This window comes from Streptococcus sp. HMSC072D07 (assembly GCF_001814835.1).
In the GTDB taxonomy this organism is placed as follows: domain Bacteria; phylum Bacillota; class Bacilli; order Lactobacillales; family Streptococcaceae; genus Streptococcus.
Map to the genome: position 1 here is coordinate 1 of NZ_KV818052.1, position 16463 is coordinate 16463.

12 protein-coding genes are annotated in these 16463 nt (G+C 39.4%); 8 read left to right on the forward strand and 4 right to left on the reverse strand.

Annotation, left to right across the window (positions count from 1 at the left end):
* The first annotated feature begins 267 nt into the window (after nucleotides 1-267).
* The 4 genes from HMPREF2991_RS03370 (at nucleotide 268) to lacG (ending at nucleotide 4642) form a co-directional block, all read left to right on the forward strand.
* A complete protein-coding gene (locus HMPREF2991_RS03370; RefSeq protein ID WP_070567860.1) occupies nucleotides 268-1104 on the forward strand; it encodes a PRD domain-containing protein in 837 nt (278 codons plus the stop codon).
* A gap of 35 nt (nucleotides 1105-1139) precedes the next feature.
* Nucleotides 1140-1457 (forward strand): PTS lactose/cellobiose transporter subunit IIA, encoded by a 318-nt coding sequence (locus HMPREF2991_RS03375; protein WP_001078327.1) that lies wholly within the window; start codon nucleotides 1140-1142, stop codon nucleotides 1455-1457.
* Nucleotides 1457-3151: a lactose-specific PTS transporter subunit EIIC gene (locus HMPREF2991_RS03380; RefSeq protein WP_070567861.1), complete on the forward strand. Its 1695-nt coding sequence runs from the start codon at nucleotides 1457-1459 to the stop codon at nucleotides 3149-3151. The genes HMPREF2991_RS03375 and HMPREF2991_RS03380 overlap by 1 nt, the downstream gene beginning before the upstream one ends.
* Before the next feature lie 84 nt (nucleotides 3152-3235).
* Nucleotides 3236-4642: a 6-phospho-beta-galactosidase gene (lacG, locus tag HMPREF2991_RS03385; RefSeq protein ID WP_070683558.1), complete on the forward strand. Its 1407-nt coding sequence runs from the start codon at nucleotides 3236-3238 to the stop codon at nucleotides 4640-4642.
* Between the two features lie 40 nt (nucleotides 4643-4682).
* On the opposite strand, the gene HMPREF2991_RS03390 is transcribed toward lacG, so the two are convergent.
* The 4 genes from HMPREF2991_RS03390 to nrdH form a co-directional block, all read right to left on the reverse strand.
* Entirely contained in the window at nucleotides 4683-5450 is a 768-nt protein-coding gene (locus tag HMPREF2991_RS03390; RefSeq protein ID WP_070683560.1) for a DeoR/GlpR family DNA-binding transcription regulator, read from the reverse strand.
* A 140-nt stretch (nucleotides 5451-5590) separates the two neighbouring features.
* On the reverse strand, nucleotides 5591-6553 hold the full coding sequence (gene nrdF, locus HMPREF2991_RS03395) for a class 1b ribonucleoside-diphosphate reductase subunit beta (RefSeq protein ID WP_000451378.1): 963 nt from the start codon (nucleotides 6551-6553) through the stop codon (nucleotides 5591-5593).
* 183 nt (nucleotides 6554-6736) lie between these two features.
* A complete protein-coding gene (nrdE, locus tag HMPREF2991_RS03400; protein ID WP_070683562.1) occupies nucleotides 6737-8896 on the reverse strand; it encodes a class 1b ribonucleoside-diphosphate reductase subunit alpha in 2160 nt (719 codons plus the stop codon).
* Nucleotides 8897-8976: 80 nt separating this feature from the next.
* Nucleotides 8977-9195, reverse strand: a complete 219-nt coding sequence (nrdH, locus tag HMPREF2991_RS03405) for a glutaredoxin-like protein NrdH (protein ID WP_000259240.1) — start codon at nucleotides 9193-9195, stop codon at nucleotides 8977-8979.
* 654 nt (nucleotides 9196-9849) lie between these two features.
* Between nrdH and HMPREF2991_RS03410 the strand changes: the two genes are divergently transcribed.
* From HMPREF2991_RS03410 to HMPREF2991_RS03430, 4 genes are all read left to right on the forward strand, one after another.
* Nucleotides 9850-11070 (forward strand): alpha/beta hydrolase family protein, encoded by a 1221-nt coding sequence (locus HMPREF2991_RS03410; RefSeq protein ID WP_000661899.1) that lies wholly within the window; start codon nucleotides 9850-9852, stop codon nucleotides 11068-11070.
* Nucleotides 11071-11531: 461 nt separating this feature from the next.
* Nucleotides 11532-11795, forward strand: a complete 264-nt coding sequence (locus HMPREF2991_RS03415) for a phosphocarrier protein HPr (RefSeq protein WP_000146948.1) — start codon at nucleotides 11532-11534, stop codon at nucleotides 11793-11795.
* Between the two features lie 5 nt (nucleotides 11796-11800).
* The gene (gene ptsP, locus HMPREF2991_RS03420; protein ID WP_041170815.1) at nucleotides 11801-13534 is read left to right on the forward strand and encodes a phosphoenolpyruvate--protein phosphotransferase; all 1734 of its coding nucleotides are present in this window, start codon (nucleotides 11801-11803) and stop codon (nucleotides 13532-13534) included.
* 247 nt (nucleotides 13535-13781) lie between these two features.
* Complete coding sequence (locus HMPREF2991_RS03430; protein WP_070683564.1) at nucleotides 13782-16319, forward strand: pneumococcal-type histidine triad protein; 2538 nt, start codon at nucleotides 13782-13784, stop codon at nucleotides 16317-16319.
* Nucleotides 16320-16463 lie beyond the last annotated feature (144 nt).

Below are 16463 nucleotides of genomic sequence, written 5' to 3' on the forward strand. Positions count from 1 at the left end.
AACAGCGACTTCATGGACTGAACGTGTATAAGTTTTCCCCCTAATCTTAGGAACATTGATCTAAATAAAAATTTTAAAAAAAGTTGAATGTAAAGGTTTACAAAAAAACTTACTTGTGCTATACTTAAATCACAAGTTAATACAAGGTGAGTGTTACTAAGTAATATTAGGCATGATCACAGGTGGATTAGAAATCAAAGGATTTTCTAGTTCATTTGTGGTCATTTTTTGTACTCATATACCTTTAAGATATAAAAGGAGGTTGACATGTATCGAATTCTAAACCCAATGAATCACAATGTCTCGCTTGTCAGAAATGACAAAGGAGAAGAGGTGATTGTGATTGGTAAGGGGATTGCATTTGGGAAAAAGAAGGGGGATTTGATTGCTGAAGAACAAGTTGAGAAAATCTTTCGGATGAAGACAGAAGAGTCCAGGGAAAACTTTATGTCTCTGCTCAAAGATGTTCCGCTTGATTTTATCACAGTGACCTATGAGCTTATTGATAAGCTATCAAAGAAATATCATTATCCGATTCAAGAGTATCTCTATGTGACCTTGACAGATCATATTTACTGTTCTTATCAAGCTCTAACACAAGGAAGGTACAAGGATAGTAATCTGCCAGATATTTCCACTAAGTATCCTGTCGCTTTTCAAATCGCAAAGGAAGCCTTTGAAATCTATCGTCAGAAGTTGACAGATCATTTCCCTGAGGATGAAATTATTCGGATCGCTTATCATTTCATCAATGCCGAAGGGGAGAATGAAGTTCAAGTGGTTGAGTCGATTGATAAGAGGAAAGAAATTCTCAGGAATGTCGAAGAAGTGCTAAAGGGTTATGCAATTCAACGAACCAAAGAGAATAATCATTTCTATGATCGTTTTATGATTCATTTGAATTATTTCTTGGATTATTTAGACAGATCTAGAGATGATAACCAATCACTTCTGGATATGGAAGATCATATTAAACAATCCTATCCAAAAGCGTTCGAGATTGGTTCCAAGATCTATGATGTGATTACGCAATATACGGGTCTTGATTTGTATAAAAGTGAACGAGTTTATCTAGTTCTACATATCCAACGTTTATTGTCATAAAAATTTAATTAAAAATACATAAGGAGAATTCTATCATGAATAGAGAAGAAGTAACATTGTTAGGTTTTGAAATTGTTGCCTATGCTGGCGATGCTCGATCAAAACTATTGGAAGCCTTGAAGGCTGCTGAAGCTGGTGATTTCGCGAAAGCGGATACTCTCGTGGAGGAAGCAGGTGGTTGCATCGCTGAGGCACACCACGCGCAAACAAGTCTATTGACTAAGGAAGCAGCTGGTGAGGACTTAGCTTATAGTGTAACCATGATGCATGGCCAAGACCACTTGATGACAACTATCTTGCTCAAAGATTTGATGCACCATTTAATCGAACTCTATAAGAGAGGAGTTAAGTAATGAACAAACTAATTTCATTTATCGAGAAAGGGAAGCCTTTCTTTGAAAAACTGTCTCGTAATATCTATCTTCGTGCTATTCGTGATGGTTTCATTGCTGGTATGCCCGTTATTCTCTTCTCAAGTATCTTTATCTTGATTGCTTTTGTACCAAACTCATGGGGCTTTAAATGGTCTGATGATGTTGTTAATCTCCTTATGAAACCTTATAGCTATTCAATGGGGATTCTAGCTCTCTTGGTAGCTGGTACAACAGCTAAGTCATTGACCGACTCAGTAAACCGTAGCATGGAGAAAACCAATCAAATCAACTATATGTCAACATTGTTGGCAGCAATTGTTGGTTTGTTGATGTTGGCAGCTGATCCTATCGAAAATGGCCTAGCTACTGGATTCTTGGGGACAAAAGGGTTGCTTTCAGCCTTCCTTGCTGCCTTTGTTACTGTAGCCATCTATAAGGTTTGTGTTAAGAACAACGTCACTATTCGTATGCCTGACGAAGTTCCACCAAATATCTCACAAGTATTTAAAGATGTGATTCCATTCACTCTATCAGTGGTTTCTCTTTATGCTCTTGATTTACTAGCTCGTCATTTTGTTGGTGCAAGCGTAGCTGAATCAATTGGAAAATTCTTTGCACCATTATTCTCTGCTGCTGATGGTTATCTAGGTATTACCATTATCTTTGGGGCCTTTGCCTTCTTCTGGTTTGTTGGTATCCACGGTCCTTCAATCGTCGAACCTGCAATCGCAGCTATTACCTATGCAAATGCTGAGGTCAACTTGAACCTTCTCCAACAAGGGATGCATGCAGATAAGATTCTTACTTCTGGTACACAAATGTTTATCGTTACCATGGGTGGTACTGGTGCGACACTGGTTGTTCCATTCATGTTCATGTGGTTAACAAAATCAAAACGTAACCGTGCAATCGGACGTGCTTCAGTAGTTCCAACTTTCTTTGGTGTAAACGAACCAATCCTGTTTGGTGCACCACTTGTCTTGAACCCAATTTTCTTTATTCCATTTATCTTTGCGCCAATTGCCAACGTATGGATCTTTAAATTCTTCATTGAAACGCTTGGCATGAACTCATTTACAGCCAACCTTCCTTGGACAACACCAGGTCCGCTCGGTATTGTTCTCGGTACAAACTTCCAATTCTTGTCATTTGTACTTGCTGCTTTGTTAATTCTTGTAGACGTAGCCATTTACTATCCATTCCTCAAGGTTTATGATGAACAAATTCTAGAAGAAGAACGTTCTGGTAAAGCCAATGATGAATTAAAAGAAAAAGTAGCTGCAAACTTCAATACTGCCAAAGCAGATGCGATTCTTGAAAAAGCAGGTGTAGAAGCAGCGCAAAACACAATCACTGAAGAAACTAATGTTCTCGTTCTTTGTGCAGGCGGAGGAACAAGTGGCCTCCTTGCAAATGCTCTAAACAAGGCAGCTGCAGAGTACAAGGTTCCTGTTAAAGCAGCAGCTGGTGGCTATGGTGCTCACCGTGAAATGTTGCCTGAGTTTGATCTGGTTATCCTTGCTCCTCAAGTTGCTTCAAACTTTGAAGACATGAAGGCCGAAACCGACAAACTTGGTATCAAACTTGCTAAGACAGAAGGTGGCCAATACATTAAATTGACTCGCGATGGAAAAGGCGCTCTTGCCTTTGTTCAAGCGCAGTTCGAAGAATAAAATGTAAATAGCGAAGAAGTGAGATGGAGGAATTCCTCCCAACTCTATCTCCATCTCATTTCTATTTCTTGAAAGGTGAATCAAATGACAAAAACACTTCCAAAAGACTTTATTTTTGGCGGGGCAACAGCAGCCTATCAAGCAGAAGGTGCTACCAATACTGATGGTAAAGGACCAGTTGCCTGGGACAAATACCTCAAAGATAACTACTGGTACACTGCTGAGCCAGCCAGTGATTTCTACCACAAATACCCAGTTGACCTCAAACTAGCAGAAGAGTATGGTGTCAATGGTATCCGTATTTCAATCGCTTGGTCACGTATCTTTCCAACTGGTTACGGGAAAGTCAATGCCAAGGGAGTTGAGTTCTATCATAATCTATTTGCAGAGTGCCACAAGAGGCATGTTGAGCCCTTCGTAACTCTTCATCACTTTGATACGCCAGAAGCTCTACATTCAAATGGAGACTTCTTAAACCGTGAAAACATTGAACACTTTGTAGACTACGCGGCTTTCTGTTTTGAAGAATTCCCAGAAGTAAACTATTGGACAACCTTTAATGAAATTGGGCCAATTGGTGATGGTCAATACTTGGTTGGGAAATTCCCTCCAGGTATTCAGTACGACCTTGCTAAAGTATTCCAATCTCATCACAATATGATGGTGTCGCATGCGCGTGCAGTCAAGCTATATAAAGGTAAAGGTTATAAAGGTGAAATTGGTGTGGTTCATGCCCTGCCTACTAAGTATCCTCTGGATCCAGATAATCCAGCAGATGTTCGAGCGGCTGAGTTAGAAGATATCATTCACAATAAATTTATTTTGGATGCAACTTATCTAGGACGATATTCCGAAGAAACCATGGAAGGTGTCAACCATATCTTAGCAGTCAATGGTGGAAGCTTAGATTTGCGTGAAGAAGACTTCGCAGTCCTAGAAGCTGCAAAAGACTTGAACGACTTCCTAGGAATTAACTACTATATGAGTGATTGGATGCAAGCCTTTGATGGAGAGACGGAAATCATCCACAATGGAAAAGGTGAAAAAGGAAGCTCTAAGTATCAGATTAAGGGAGTTGGTCGTCGTGTAGCTCCTGATTATGTCCCACGTACCGATTGGGATTGGATTATCTACCCTCAAGGTTTGTATGACCAAATCATGCGCGTGAAGAAAGATTATCCTAATTACAAAAAAATCTACATCACTGAGAATGGTCTCGGATACAAAGATGAGTTTGTGGATGGGACAGTCTACGATGATGGGCGGATTGATTATGTTAAGAAACATATGGAAGTGATTGCATCTGCAATCTCTGATGGAGCCAATGTCAAAGGATACTTTATCTGGTCGCTGATGGATGTCTTTTCTTGGTCAAATGGCTATGAAAAGCGTTATGGCCTCTTCTATGTTGATTTTGAAACCCAGGAGCGTTATCCAAAGAAATCAGCTCACTGGTACAAGAAACTAGCTGAGACCCAACTTATTGATTAAAATTGAACAAAAATTCCCCGCTACAAAGGCAGGGGAATTTTTATGGTTTTGATAAAAGAATGGTTGTTTGTTTCGACAGCTCTTCAAATGTCTCCTGACTCAGTTTGGAATCTGAAACGATGGTATCAATCTCTGAGATATTGTAGAAAGTGTAAAAATCAAACTTATTAAACTTACTGTGGTCTGCCAGTAAGTATTTTTTATTGGCATTGTTCAAGGCGATTCGTTGTACCTCGCCCTCTTCCTCGCTGAAAGTAGCAATTGCCTTATCCTTAATACCATTACAACTTACAAAAGCTTTAGAAAACTGAAGGTTGGTCAAATCCTGTAAGGTAAGTGTCCCTACAAAAGCACCAGTGATGGAGCGATAGTTTCCACCAATCAAAATCAAATCTGTTAGTTTTCGTTCGTTTAGGATGAGAAAAACTGGAAGACTGTTTGTTACAACACGAATATTATCAATTGGGAGTTCACGAGCAAAACATTCTAAGGTTGTTCCTGGCCCGATAAAAATGGTTTCACCTTCGTCAATCAAATGACCTGCAAAACGGCTAATTTCTTGTTTTTCAGCAATCTGCAAGCCTTGTTTTTCAACGTTTGAGCGTTCGTTGTTTAAGAGAGAACCTGTACGAAGTTTTTCAGCGCCACCATGCACACGAACCAGCAAATCTTTATCTGCCAATTCTTGTAAGTAGCGGCGAGCTGTCATATCTGACACATCAAGACTCTCCATAATCTCTTTTACAGTAATAGTGCCTTTTGTGTTTACTGCTTCTAGAATACTATCTAGTTTTTCTTGCTTTAGCATCCTTATCACCTCGATTTCTACTATTATTATCTTACCATAAAACGCTCAATTAATCAAATAGAAAAAAACAAAATAAAACAAAAAACAAAAATATCATGGTTGTTTTAAACAAACCATGATATTTTGAATGATCGGCCAAATTAGTCTAAACCGTAGTTGTAGTCCTCGTCTTGCATGGCTTCAACTTCACCAAGGAGGTAACCATTTCCGACTTGAGAGAAGAAGTCGTGGTTAGAAGTTCCTGTTGAAATACCGTTCATAACGATTGGGTTGACATCATCAGCTGAATCTGGGAAGAGTGGATCTTGTCCTAGGTTCATAAGAGCCTTATTGGCATTGTAACGAAGGAAGGTTTTAACTTCTTCGGTCCAACCAACACCGTCATAGAGACTTTCTGTATAACCTTCTTCGTTCTCATAGAGGGTATAGAGCAGGTCGTACATCCACTCTTTGAGCTTTTCTTGCTCTTCTTCAGGTAATTCATTGAAACCAAGTTGGAATTTGTAACCAATGTAAGTTCCGTGAACAGACTCATCACGAATGATCAGTTTGATGATTTCTGCAACATTGGCTAGTTTGTTGTTACCAAGATAGTAAAGCGGTGTAAAGAAACCAGAGTAGAAGAGGAAAGTTTCAAGGAAAACACTGGCAACTTTCTTTTCAAGTGGGCTACCATTGAGGTAGATTTCATTGATAATTTCCGCTTTTCTTTGTAGGTAGGGGTTAGTGTTGGTCCATTCAAAGATTTCTTCGATTTCGGCCTTGGTGTTCAAGGTTGAAAAGATAGAAGAGTAAGATTTTGCGTGGACAGATTCCATAAATTGGATGTTGTTAAAAACAGCTTCTTCATGCGGTGTACGGATGTCTGAGCGAAGCGCCTGAACCCCTGTTTCAGATTGCATGGTATCCAAAAGGGTCAAACCACCAAAGACTTTTCCAACCAAGTCTTTTTCTTTGTTTGATAGTTTTCTCCAGTCGTCTAGGTCATTTGACAAGGGGATACGCGTATCGAGCCAGAATTGCTCTGTCAGCTTTTCCCAAGTTGATTTGTCGATGACATCTTCGATGGCATTCCAGTTAATGGCTTTGTAGTAAGTTTCCATAAGGTGTATTTCTCCAATGTAATAGTAATTATTATGCAGCCTTGCTTAGTTTTATAGGACCTATTTCAATGGTATCATATTTTTTTATTGCGGAGTAAGCAATAAATGTCATAGGGCCAAGAAAAAGTATAACGTAAATTGGCCCCCATTTACTATTTAAACAAGTAGTAAAAATTTTTTCCATTAAATCACACAGCTTTCACATTGGTTAGCACCAACTTCCCCACCGTCGTCTGTAAAGGTACGGACGTAGTAAATGGACTTGATTCCCTTGTTAAAGGCATAGTTACGAAGAATAGACAAATCACGTGTCGTTTGTTTGTTTTCTTTTTTCCATTCGTAAAGACCTTTTGGAATGTCGCTACGCATGAAGAGGGTGAGTGAAAGCCCTTGGTCCACGTGTTCTGTTGCAGCAGCGTAAACATCAATCACCTTACGCATATCCATGTCGTAAGCAGAAGTGTAGTAAGGGATAGTATCTGTTGACAAACCTGCAGCTGGGTAGTAGATCTTACCGATTTTCTTTTCTTGACGTTCTTCAATGCGTTGCGTAATCGGGTGGATAGAAGCAGAAACATCGTTGATGTAGCTGATAGAACCATTTGGAGCAACAGCTAGACGGTTTTGGTGATAAAGACCATCTGCTTGAACCTTTTCGCGAAGTTCAGCCCAGTCAGCAGCACTTGGGATAAAGACATCTTTAAAGAGTTCTTTAACACGGTCTGATTTTGGAACAAACTCGCCTGTCACATACTTGTCAAAGTAGCTACCGTTAGCATAGTCTGATTTTTCAAAGTTGTGGAAGGTAATACCACGTTCGCGAGCGATATTGTTTGACTCCACTAAGGTCCAGTAGTTCATAAGCATAAAGTAGATGCTTGTAAATTCAATTGACTCAGGTGATCCGTACTCAATCAGTTGTTGGGCAAGGTAGCTATGAAGCCCCATGGCACCAAGACCAAAGGTGTGAGCTAAACTGTTTCCGTGGTCGATAGTAGGGACAGCTACGATATGTGAACTATCTGTAACGAAAGTAAGGGCACGAACCATAGCACGGATAGAACGACCAAAGTCAGGTGAGGTCATCATGTTGACCACGTTGGTTGAACCAAGGTTACATGAAACGTCCGTTCCCATTTGAAGGAATTCTTGAGCATCGTTGATCAAACTTGGTTCTTGAACTTGAAGAATCTCAGAACACAAGTTACTCATGATAATCTTTCCATAAACAGGATTCGCACGGTTAGCCGTATCGATGTTGACTACATATGGATAGCCAGATTCTTGTTGCAATTTAGAGATTTCCGTTTCCAAATCACGCGCCTTGATTTTTGTCTTGCGGATATTTGGATTTGCTACTAATTCATCATATTTTTCAGTGATATCGATGTAGTTGAATGGTACACCGTATTCAAGCTCAACAGAATATGGGCTGAAGAGATACATTTCTTCATTTTTACGAGCTAATTCATAGAATTTATCGGGTACTACAACACCGAGTGAAAGGGTCTTTACACGAACTTTTTCATCGGCATTTTCTTTCTTAGTGGAAAGGAAAGCGATGATATCTGGGTGAAAGACGTTGAGGTAAACAACTCCAGCACCTTGACGTTGTCCGAGTTGGTTTGAGTAAGAGAAGCTGTCTTCGAAGAGTTTCATAACTGGTACGACACCAGAAGCAGCACCTTCATAACCTTTGATAGGAGCTCCGGCTTCACGAAGGTTGCTGAGGGAAATTCCCACACCACCACCGATACGTGAAAGTTGGAGAGCTGAGTTGATGGAACGTCCGATAGAGTTCATGTCATCAGTTACTTGAATCAAGAAACAAGATACCAACTCTCCACGACGAGCACGACCAGCATTCAAGAAGGAAGGAGTAGCTGGTTGATAGCGTTGGTGGATGATTTCATTGGCAATATCAGTCGCAATCGCTTCATCCCCGTCAGCAAAATAAAGCGCGTTAAAGAAGACACGGTCTTCCATACTTTCAAGGTAATATTCACCGTCATTAGTCTTCAAGGCATACTGGTTGTAAAACTTATAGGCAGCCATGAATGATTTGAATTGGAAGTTTTGGTCCTTGATAAATTGATGCAATTCTTCCAAAAACTCTGGACGGTATTTCTTGAGAAATGCAGTTTCGATGTAGTTATGTTCAATAAGGTAGTTGATTTTATCAGTAATTGAATCAAAAACCATGGTATTTGGAACTACATTTTCTTTAAAGAAGGCATCCAAGGCTTCCTTATCTTTATGAAGCATGATTTGTCCATTGACAGGACGGTTGATTTCGTTATTGAGACGGAAGTAAGTTACGTCCTCAAGATGTTTTAATCCCATAAAATTTCCTTTATCTAATTACAAAAGAAAGGCCTCTAAGTTAGCCCTAGAAGCAATCTCTTCTGGATGATGTACTAAGATTATGCTAATTGTTTCAGTTTTCCTGGTTGGAAGCCTGAAAAGACTTCAGTTGGTGTTTGGATAACAGGAGCTGCGCTGAAACCGAGCTCTTTAACTTGATCGATGTACTCTGGTTGCTCGTCGAGATTGATCTCACGATAAGCGACATTGTTGCTGTCCAAGAAACGCTTGGTCATCTTACATTGGACACAGTTGTTTTTAGAATAAACGGTTACCATTTTCGTAACTCCTCTTTCAAAATAGATTACTTTCTTAGTATATCAGAAAAAAAAACTTTGTCAAACTTTTTAAACTAAATCTTGTGCTAAAAAGTTACAGTTTCAAAAACAAAGCACAAGATATAGTGTTTTGTCAGAGTGTAAAATTGGGTTTTCATTGAACTATCAAAGTTTATCAAAACAAAAAAACTATATACTGTATATTGGTAAGATAAATAGAAGATTTTCAGCAAGTTATCAGAAAGGAAAACGAAGAAAATAGCAAAAATCGTAAGAACAGGAATAAGTCTAGCTGAGACAATACTTTAATAAAATAGAAACTGTAATATTTACGAAAAAAAGAAATTTTCTACACAAGATGTCCCAATATTTTGTATTAGAATATCTAAAATATAACCAAAGTGGAAATGACAGATTATGATGTATTCATAAAAATGGATCATTGGTTAATTTTATATAGGATACTTATGAGTTTCGTATCCTTTCATAAGGAGTATATAAATACAATGTTTGAAAAAGTTCATTTTATGTGATACACTATCTGTGATTATAAGATTAAAAAATGGATATCTGAATGCTTTTGTTTGATAGAGAATGTTATCAGATTATAATTAGATTAAATGAATGAAAGAACACAGAATTAGGAGGCGCGTGGTGAAAGAAAATGATGTTATTTTAAAACGGCAATCGACTCAAATATTTTTTAAGAATGGTGATACGGATTTTTTCTTCAATTGGTTGTTAGGAATCGGTGAAATTTTTGGTTTCTCTCATGGAGAGCTTTATTATCTTGCTCAAAGATTGGGGAACTCACCAAAGCCTGATGACTGGAAAAATGTATTTTTATCGCATGTAAACTACCTTGAACAAGAAGCAAGTAATTCAGGATTGAGTGAACAAACAAAGGCGCAGTATTATCTTGCACAGACCTACTCACTTCGCTCGGCAATCCAATTTACCGATCCATTTTCTGAAGAGTATTTACCGACCGTTCGTCAAATGGAGAAGGTGTTTTCTAGTGCAATTCATTCACTAGGTGCACCGATTGAAAAATTAACTATTCCCTATCAGGGTTCTTACTTGCCTGGTTATTATCTTCATAGCGACGATAATTGCCCAACGATAATCATGATTGGTGGAGGTGATACTTATCGCGAAGATTTATTTTACTTTGCAGGATATCCTGGATGGATACGAAATTATAATGTTTTAATGGTTGATCTTCCTGGTCAAGGGAGCAATCCTAGTAGAGGGCTGGTCTTTGATGTGGATGCTTCTATTCCAATTTCATTATGCATAGACTGGTTGGAAAATAGAAATCCTAAACTAAATTATTTAGCTATTTATGGTGTCAGCGGAGGGGGATATTTTACTGCACAAGCTGTCGAAAAGGATCCAAGAATTCATGCTTGGATTGCTAGTACCCCTATTTACGACGTTGCAGAACTTTTCAGAAAAGAATTTGGATCAAGTTTGAAAGCACCTAGTTGGTTAATAAATGCCATTTTAAAATTAGCTGGAAATTGGAATGAATCAGCAAATTTAAATCTTAAAAAGTATGCATGGCAGTTTGGTACTTCTGATTTTAAGAGTGCTATTGATGATGTATTTAACCATGCAAAGATTGTGGATTACCAAAAAATTCAATGCCCATGCCTTTTTATCATGGGAAAGGGTGAGGGTGCTGAACTGCAGCATCAAACTAAGGTGATTTATGAGGAACTTAAATCTAAAAATCAACAAACTAAACTTCAAGTATTTGAGGCGGAAAGTGGTGCGGACGCTCATTGCCAAGTCAATAATCTAAGACTCGCCCATAATGTCGTTTTTGATTGGTTGGATACTTTATTTGAATGGAATCAATCAAAGTTTTAGTTCTACTTATACCACTTAGATATATCTACCTTTTTACTGTTAGGGGCTACAAACTTATTTTACTTTAAGTAGCAAATTGGATAAATTCTCTACTGTTGATGGTAAGAGTAGGTTTTAGAATTTCAGGATTTGATGAAGTCTTTTCAAATAATGGATTTACTGAGTTATATTAATTATAGTTAAATAGTATTATTTCATTATTTACTAGGATTGTCCTCTGATTGGTATTAAGGGAAAATAGCTTTGAAAATTGAATTTTGATGATGACATTCTTTGAACAATTAGTGTTTAGATATGCTATTTAGTTACTAGAGTGCTCATTTAATAGAAAAAGAAGTAATTTCATTTTCAGTAAAAGTCCATAAAATACTTGAAAAATTATCTAGAAGGTGATATAATACAGTCTTGTAAGGGTTATCACATATAACTCAAAAAAGAAATAACTAAAGGAGAGTCAAACTATGGCTTCTAAAGATTTCCACGTAGTGGCAGAAACAGGTATTCACGCGCGTCCAGCAACATTGTTGGTTCAAACAGCTAGCAAATTTGCTTCAGATATCACTCTTGAATACAAAGGTAAATCAGTAAATCTTAAATCTATCATGGGTGTTATGAGTCTTGGTGTCGGCCAAGGTGCTGACGTTACAATTTCAGCTGAAGGTGCAGATGCTGACGACGCAATCGCTGCTATCACTGAAACTATGGAAAAAGAAGGATTGGCATAAGGAAAATGACAGAAATGCTTAAAGGAATCGCAGCATCTGACGGTGTTGCAGTTGCAAAAGCATATCTACTCGTTCAACCGGATTTGTCATTTGAGACTATTACAGTCGAAGATACAAACGCAGAAGAAGCTCGCCTTGATGCCGCTCTACAGGCATCACAAGACGAGCTTTCTGTTATTCGCGAGAAAGCAGTAGGTACGCTCGGTGAAGAAGCAGCTCAAGTTTTTGACGCTCACTTAATGGTTCTTGCTGACCCAGAAATGATCAGCCAAATCAAGGAAACAATCCGTGCGAAGAAAGTGAATGCAGAAGCAGGTCTGAAAGAAGTAACAGACATGTTTATCACTATCTTTGAAGGCATGGAAGACAACCCATACATGCAAGAACGCGCTGCGGATATCCGCGACGTGACAAAACGTGTATTGGCCAACCTCCTTGGTAAAAAATTGCCAAACCCAGCTTCTATCAATGAAGAAGTGATTGTGATTGCGCATGACTTGACTCCTTCAGATACAGCTCAATTGGACAAAAACTTTGTAAAAGCTTTTGTAACCAACATTGGTGGACGTACAAGCCACTCTGCTATCATGGCGCGTACACTTGAAATTGCAGCAGTATTGGGAACAAACAACATCACTGAAATCGTTAAAGACGGTGATATTCTTGCCGTTAACGGTATCACAGGTGAGGTTATTATCAATCCAACTGATGAGCAAGCGGCTGAATTCAAGGCTGCTGGTGAAGCTTATGCGAAACAAAAAGCTGAATGGGCTCTCTTGAAAGATGCACAAACAGTGACTGCTGATGGCAAACACTTTGAATTGGCTGCCAACATCGGTACTCCAAAAGACGTTGAAGGTGTCAATGACAACGGTGCTGAAGCTGTTGGTCTTTACCGTACAGAGTTCTTGTACATGGATTCTCAAGACTTCCCAACTGAAGACGAGCAATACGAAGCTTACAAGGCTGTACTTGAAGGAATGAACGGTAAACCTGTTGTCGTTCGTACAATGGATATCGGTGGAGATAAGGAACTTCCTTACTTTGATATGCCTCACGAAATGAACCCATTCCTTGGATTCCGTGCCCTTCGTATCTCTATCTCTGAGACTGGAGATGCTATGTTCCGCACACAAATCCGTGCCCTTCTTCGTGCGTCTGTTCACGGTCAATTGCGTATCATGTTCCCAATGGTTGCGCTCTTGAAAGAATTCCGTGCAGCGAAAGCAGTCTTTGATGAAGAAAAAGCAAACCTTCTTGCTGAAGGTGTTGCAGTTGCGGATAATATCCAAGTTGGTATCATGATCGAAATCCCAGCAGCAGCAATGCTTGCAGACCAATTTGCTAAAGAAGTTGACTTCTTCTCAATTGGTACAAACGACTTGATCCAATACACAATGGCAGCAGACCGTATGAACGAACAAGTTTCATACCTTTACCAACCATACAACCCATCAATCCTTCGTTTGATTAACAACGTTATCAAAGCAGCTCACGCTGAAGGTAAATGGGCTGGTATGTGTGGTGAGATGGCTGGTGACCAACAGGCTGTTCCACTTCTTGTCGGAATGGGCTTGGATGAGTTCTCTATGTCAGCAACATCTGTCCTTCGTACACGTAGCTTGATGAAGAAACTCGATACAGCTAAGATGGAAGAGTACGCAAACCGTGCCCTTACAGAATGTTCAACAATGGAAGAAGTTCTTGAACTTCAAAAAGAATACGTTAATTTTGATTAATCGAAAAGTCCTTGCAACTCAGTTGCAGGGATTTTTTTTAAAGAATTTTCAAGAAAATCTTTTTTATATAAAGTCCATTCTAGAGAAAGTAGCGGTGAAGAATAAAAAAATACTTAACTGGTTCATAAAATTCTTGACAAGTTGCAAATTTAGGAGTAAACTATTAACCAGTTAAGCAATAGAGAGGAGTTTCTGCAATTTAGAAATGAATTGCAAATAGAAATATTAAAAAAGAAAGAGAGTTTCGATGAAAATTAATAAAAAATACCTAGCTGGTTCTGCGGCGGCTTTAATTTTAAGTGTCTGTTCTTATGAGTTGGGACTGTATCAAGCCAGAACTGTTAAGGAAAATAATCGTGTTTCCTATATAGATGGAAAACAAGCGGCGCAAAAAACGGAGAATCTGACTCCTGATGAGGTTAGCAAGAAAGAAGGCATCAATGCGGAGCAAATCGTTATCAAGATAACAGACCAAGGCTATGTCACTTCACATGGCGACCACTATCATTATTACAATGGTAAGGTTCCTTATGATGCCATCATCAGTGAAGAGTTGCTGATGAAGGATCCAAACTACCAGCTCAAGGACGAGGATATTGTCAGTGAAATCAAGGGCGGTTATGTTATCAAGGTAGATGGAAAATACTATGTTTACCTTAAGGACGCATCCCATGCGGATAATGTCCGTACAAAAGAAGAAATCAATCGGCAAAAACAAGAACATAGTCAGCATCGTGAAAGAGGGACTTCAGCAAACGATGGTGCGGTAGCCTTGGCACGTTCACAGGGACGCTACACCACAGATGATGGTTACATCTTTAATGCATCCGATATCATTGAAGATACTGGTGATGCTTATATCGTTCCTCATGGCGACCATTACCATTACATTCCTAAGAGCGAGTTATCAGCCAGCGAATTGGCTGCTGCAGAAGCCTTTCTATCTGGTAGAAGTGGCCAATCAAAGGCGCCTACTTATCGCCGTACCAATAACAACAGTGCTAGCAGCGATGTAGATAGATGGAGCCCATCCTATAATAACCAAGGCAGTGGCTATACGAACACGAACACATCTAACAACAGTAGTGACGATAGTCAAGCAAGTCAAAGTGATGAGGATATTGATAGCCTTCTGAAACAACTTTACGCCTTGCCGCTCAGCCAACGACACGTAGAATCTGATGGCCTTGTCTTCGACCCAGCACAGATTACAAGTCGAACAGCTAGAGGAGTTGCTGTGCCTCATGGGAACCATTACCATTTCATCCCTTATACACAGATGTCTGAATTGGAAGAACGAATCGCTCGTATTATTCCTCTACAGTACAGTTCGAGCCATAGGGTGCCGGATTCAAGACCAGAACAACCAAGTCCACAACCGACTCCGGAACCTAGTCCAAGCCCACAACCTGCACCAACTCCTCAACCAACTCCAAGCAATCCAATTGATGAAAAATTGGTTAAACAGGTGATTCGAAAAGTAGCTGATGGCTATGTATTTGAGGAGAATGGAATCTCTCGTTATATTCCTGCCAAGGAACTTTCAGCAGAAACTGCAGCAGCCATTGATAGTAAACTAGCCAAGCAAGAAAGTTTGTCTCATAAACTCGGAGCTAAGAAAACCAACCTCCCATCTGGTGATCGAGGATTTTACAATAAGGCTTATGACTTGCTAGCAAGAATTCATCAAGACTTACTTGCTAATAAAGGGCGTCAAGCTGAATTTGACACTTTGGATAAACTGTTGGAACGTCTCAATGATGCCTCAAGTGATAAAGTCAAGTTGGTGGATGATATCTTGGCCTTTCTAGCACCGATTCGTCATCCAGAACGTCTAGGAAAACCAAATGCGCAAATTGCCTACACTGATGATGAGATTCAGGTAGCCAAGTTGGCAGGCAAGTATACAACAGAAGATGGCTATATCTTTGATCCTCGTGATATCACCAGTGATGAGGGGGATGCCTATGTAACTCCACATATGACCCACAGTCATTGGATTAAGAAAGATAGTTTGTCTGAAGCCGAAAGAGCGGCAGCCCAGGCTTATGCTAAAGAGAAAGGTTTGACTCCTCCTTCAACAGATCATCAGGGTTCAGGAAATACGGATGCTAAAGGAGCAGAAGCTATCTACAATCGCGTGAAAGCGGCTAAGAAGGTGCCACTTGATCGTATGCCTTACAATCTCCAACATACCGTGGAAGTTAAAAACGGTAGTTTAATCATTCCTCATTATGATCATTACCATAACATCAAATTTGAGTGGTTTGACGAAGGACTTTATGAGGCACCTAAGGGGTATAGTCTAGAAGATCTCTTTGCGACTGTCAAGTACTATGTCGAACATCCAAACGAACGTCCGCATTCAGATAGTGGTTGGGGCAATGCAAGTGACCATGTTCAAAGAAACCAAAATGGTCAAGCTGATAACAATCAAACGGAAAAACCATCAGAGGAGAAACCTCGGACAGACAAACCTGAGGAAGAAAAGCCACGCGAAGAGAAGCCTCAAAGTGAGAAACCAGAATCTCCAAAACCAACTGAGGAGCCGGAAGAAGAATCACCAAAGGAACCAGAAGAACCTCAGGTCGAGACTGAAAAGGTTGAAGCGAAGTTGAAAGAGGCTGAAGCGTTACTTGCAAAGATCCAAGACCCCATTATCAAGTCCAATGCCAAAGAAACTCTCACTGGCTTAAAAAATAACCTGCTATTTGGTGCTCAGGATAACAATACCATTATGGCTGATGCTGAAAAGTTGTTGGCTTTATTAAAGGAGAGCAAGTAAAGGTAGAAGCATTTTCTAGATCCTAAAAACAGGATAGGAGAACTAGAAAAGTTAAAATCGAAAATGAGAACAGAATGTAAGTTCTAGTTCTCATTTTTTTCATGAAAATATGTAAAATATCTTGACATATGGTGTAAATAAAGA

Bases quoted from the DNA above. Each gene is read 5' to 3' on its own strand.
- ptsP (WP_041170815.1), top strand. From the start codon at position 11,801: ATGACAGAAATGCTTAAAGGAATCGCAGCATCTGACGGTGTTGCAGTT.
- HMPREF2991_RS03430 (WP_070683564.1), top strand. From the start codon at position 13,782: ATGAAAATTAATAAAAAATACCTAGCTGGTTCTGCGGCGGCTTTAATT.
- lacG (WP_070683558.1), top strand. From the start codon at position 3,236: ATGACAAAAACACTTCCAAAAGACTTTATTTTTGGCGGGGCAACAGCA.
- nrdF (WP_000451378.1), bottom strand. From the start codon at position 6,553: ATGGAAACTTACTACAAAGCCATTAACTGGAATGCCATCGAAGATGTC.
- HMPREF2991_RS03370 (WP_070567860.1), top strand. From the start codon at position 268: ATGTATCGAATTCTAAACCCAATGAATCACAATGTCTCGCTTGTCAGA.
- nrdE (WP_070683562.1), bottom strand. From the start codon at position 8,896: ATGGGATTAAAACATCTTGAGGACGTAACTTACTTCCGTCTCAATAAC.
- HMPREF2991_RS03375 (WP_001078327.1), top strand. From the start codon at position 1,140: ATGAATAGAGAAGAAGTAACATTGTTAGGTTTTGAAATTGTTGCCTAT.
- HMPREF2991_RS03380 (WP_070567861.1), top strand. From the start codon at position 1,457: ATGAACAAACTAATTTCATTTATCGAGAAAGGGAAGCCTTTCTTTGAA.
- HMPREF2991_RS03415 (WP_000146948.1), top strand. From the start codon at position 11,532: ATGGCTTCTAAAGATTTCCACGTAGTGGCAGAAACAGGTATTCACGCG.
- nrdH (WP_000259240.1), bottom strand. From the start codon at position 9,195: ATGGTAACCGTTTATTCTAAAAACAACTGTGTCCAATGTAAGATGACC.
- HMPREF2991_RS03390 (WP_070683560.1), bottom strand. From the start codon at position 5,450: ATGCTAAAGCAAGAAAAACTAGATAGTATTCTAGAAGCAGTAAACACA.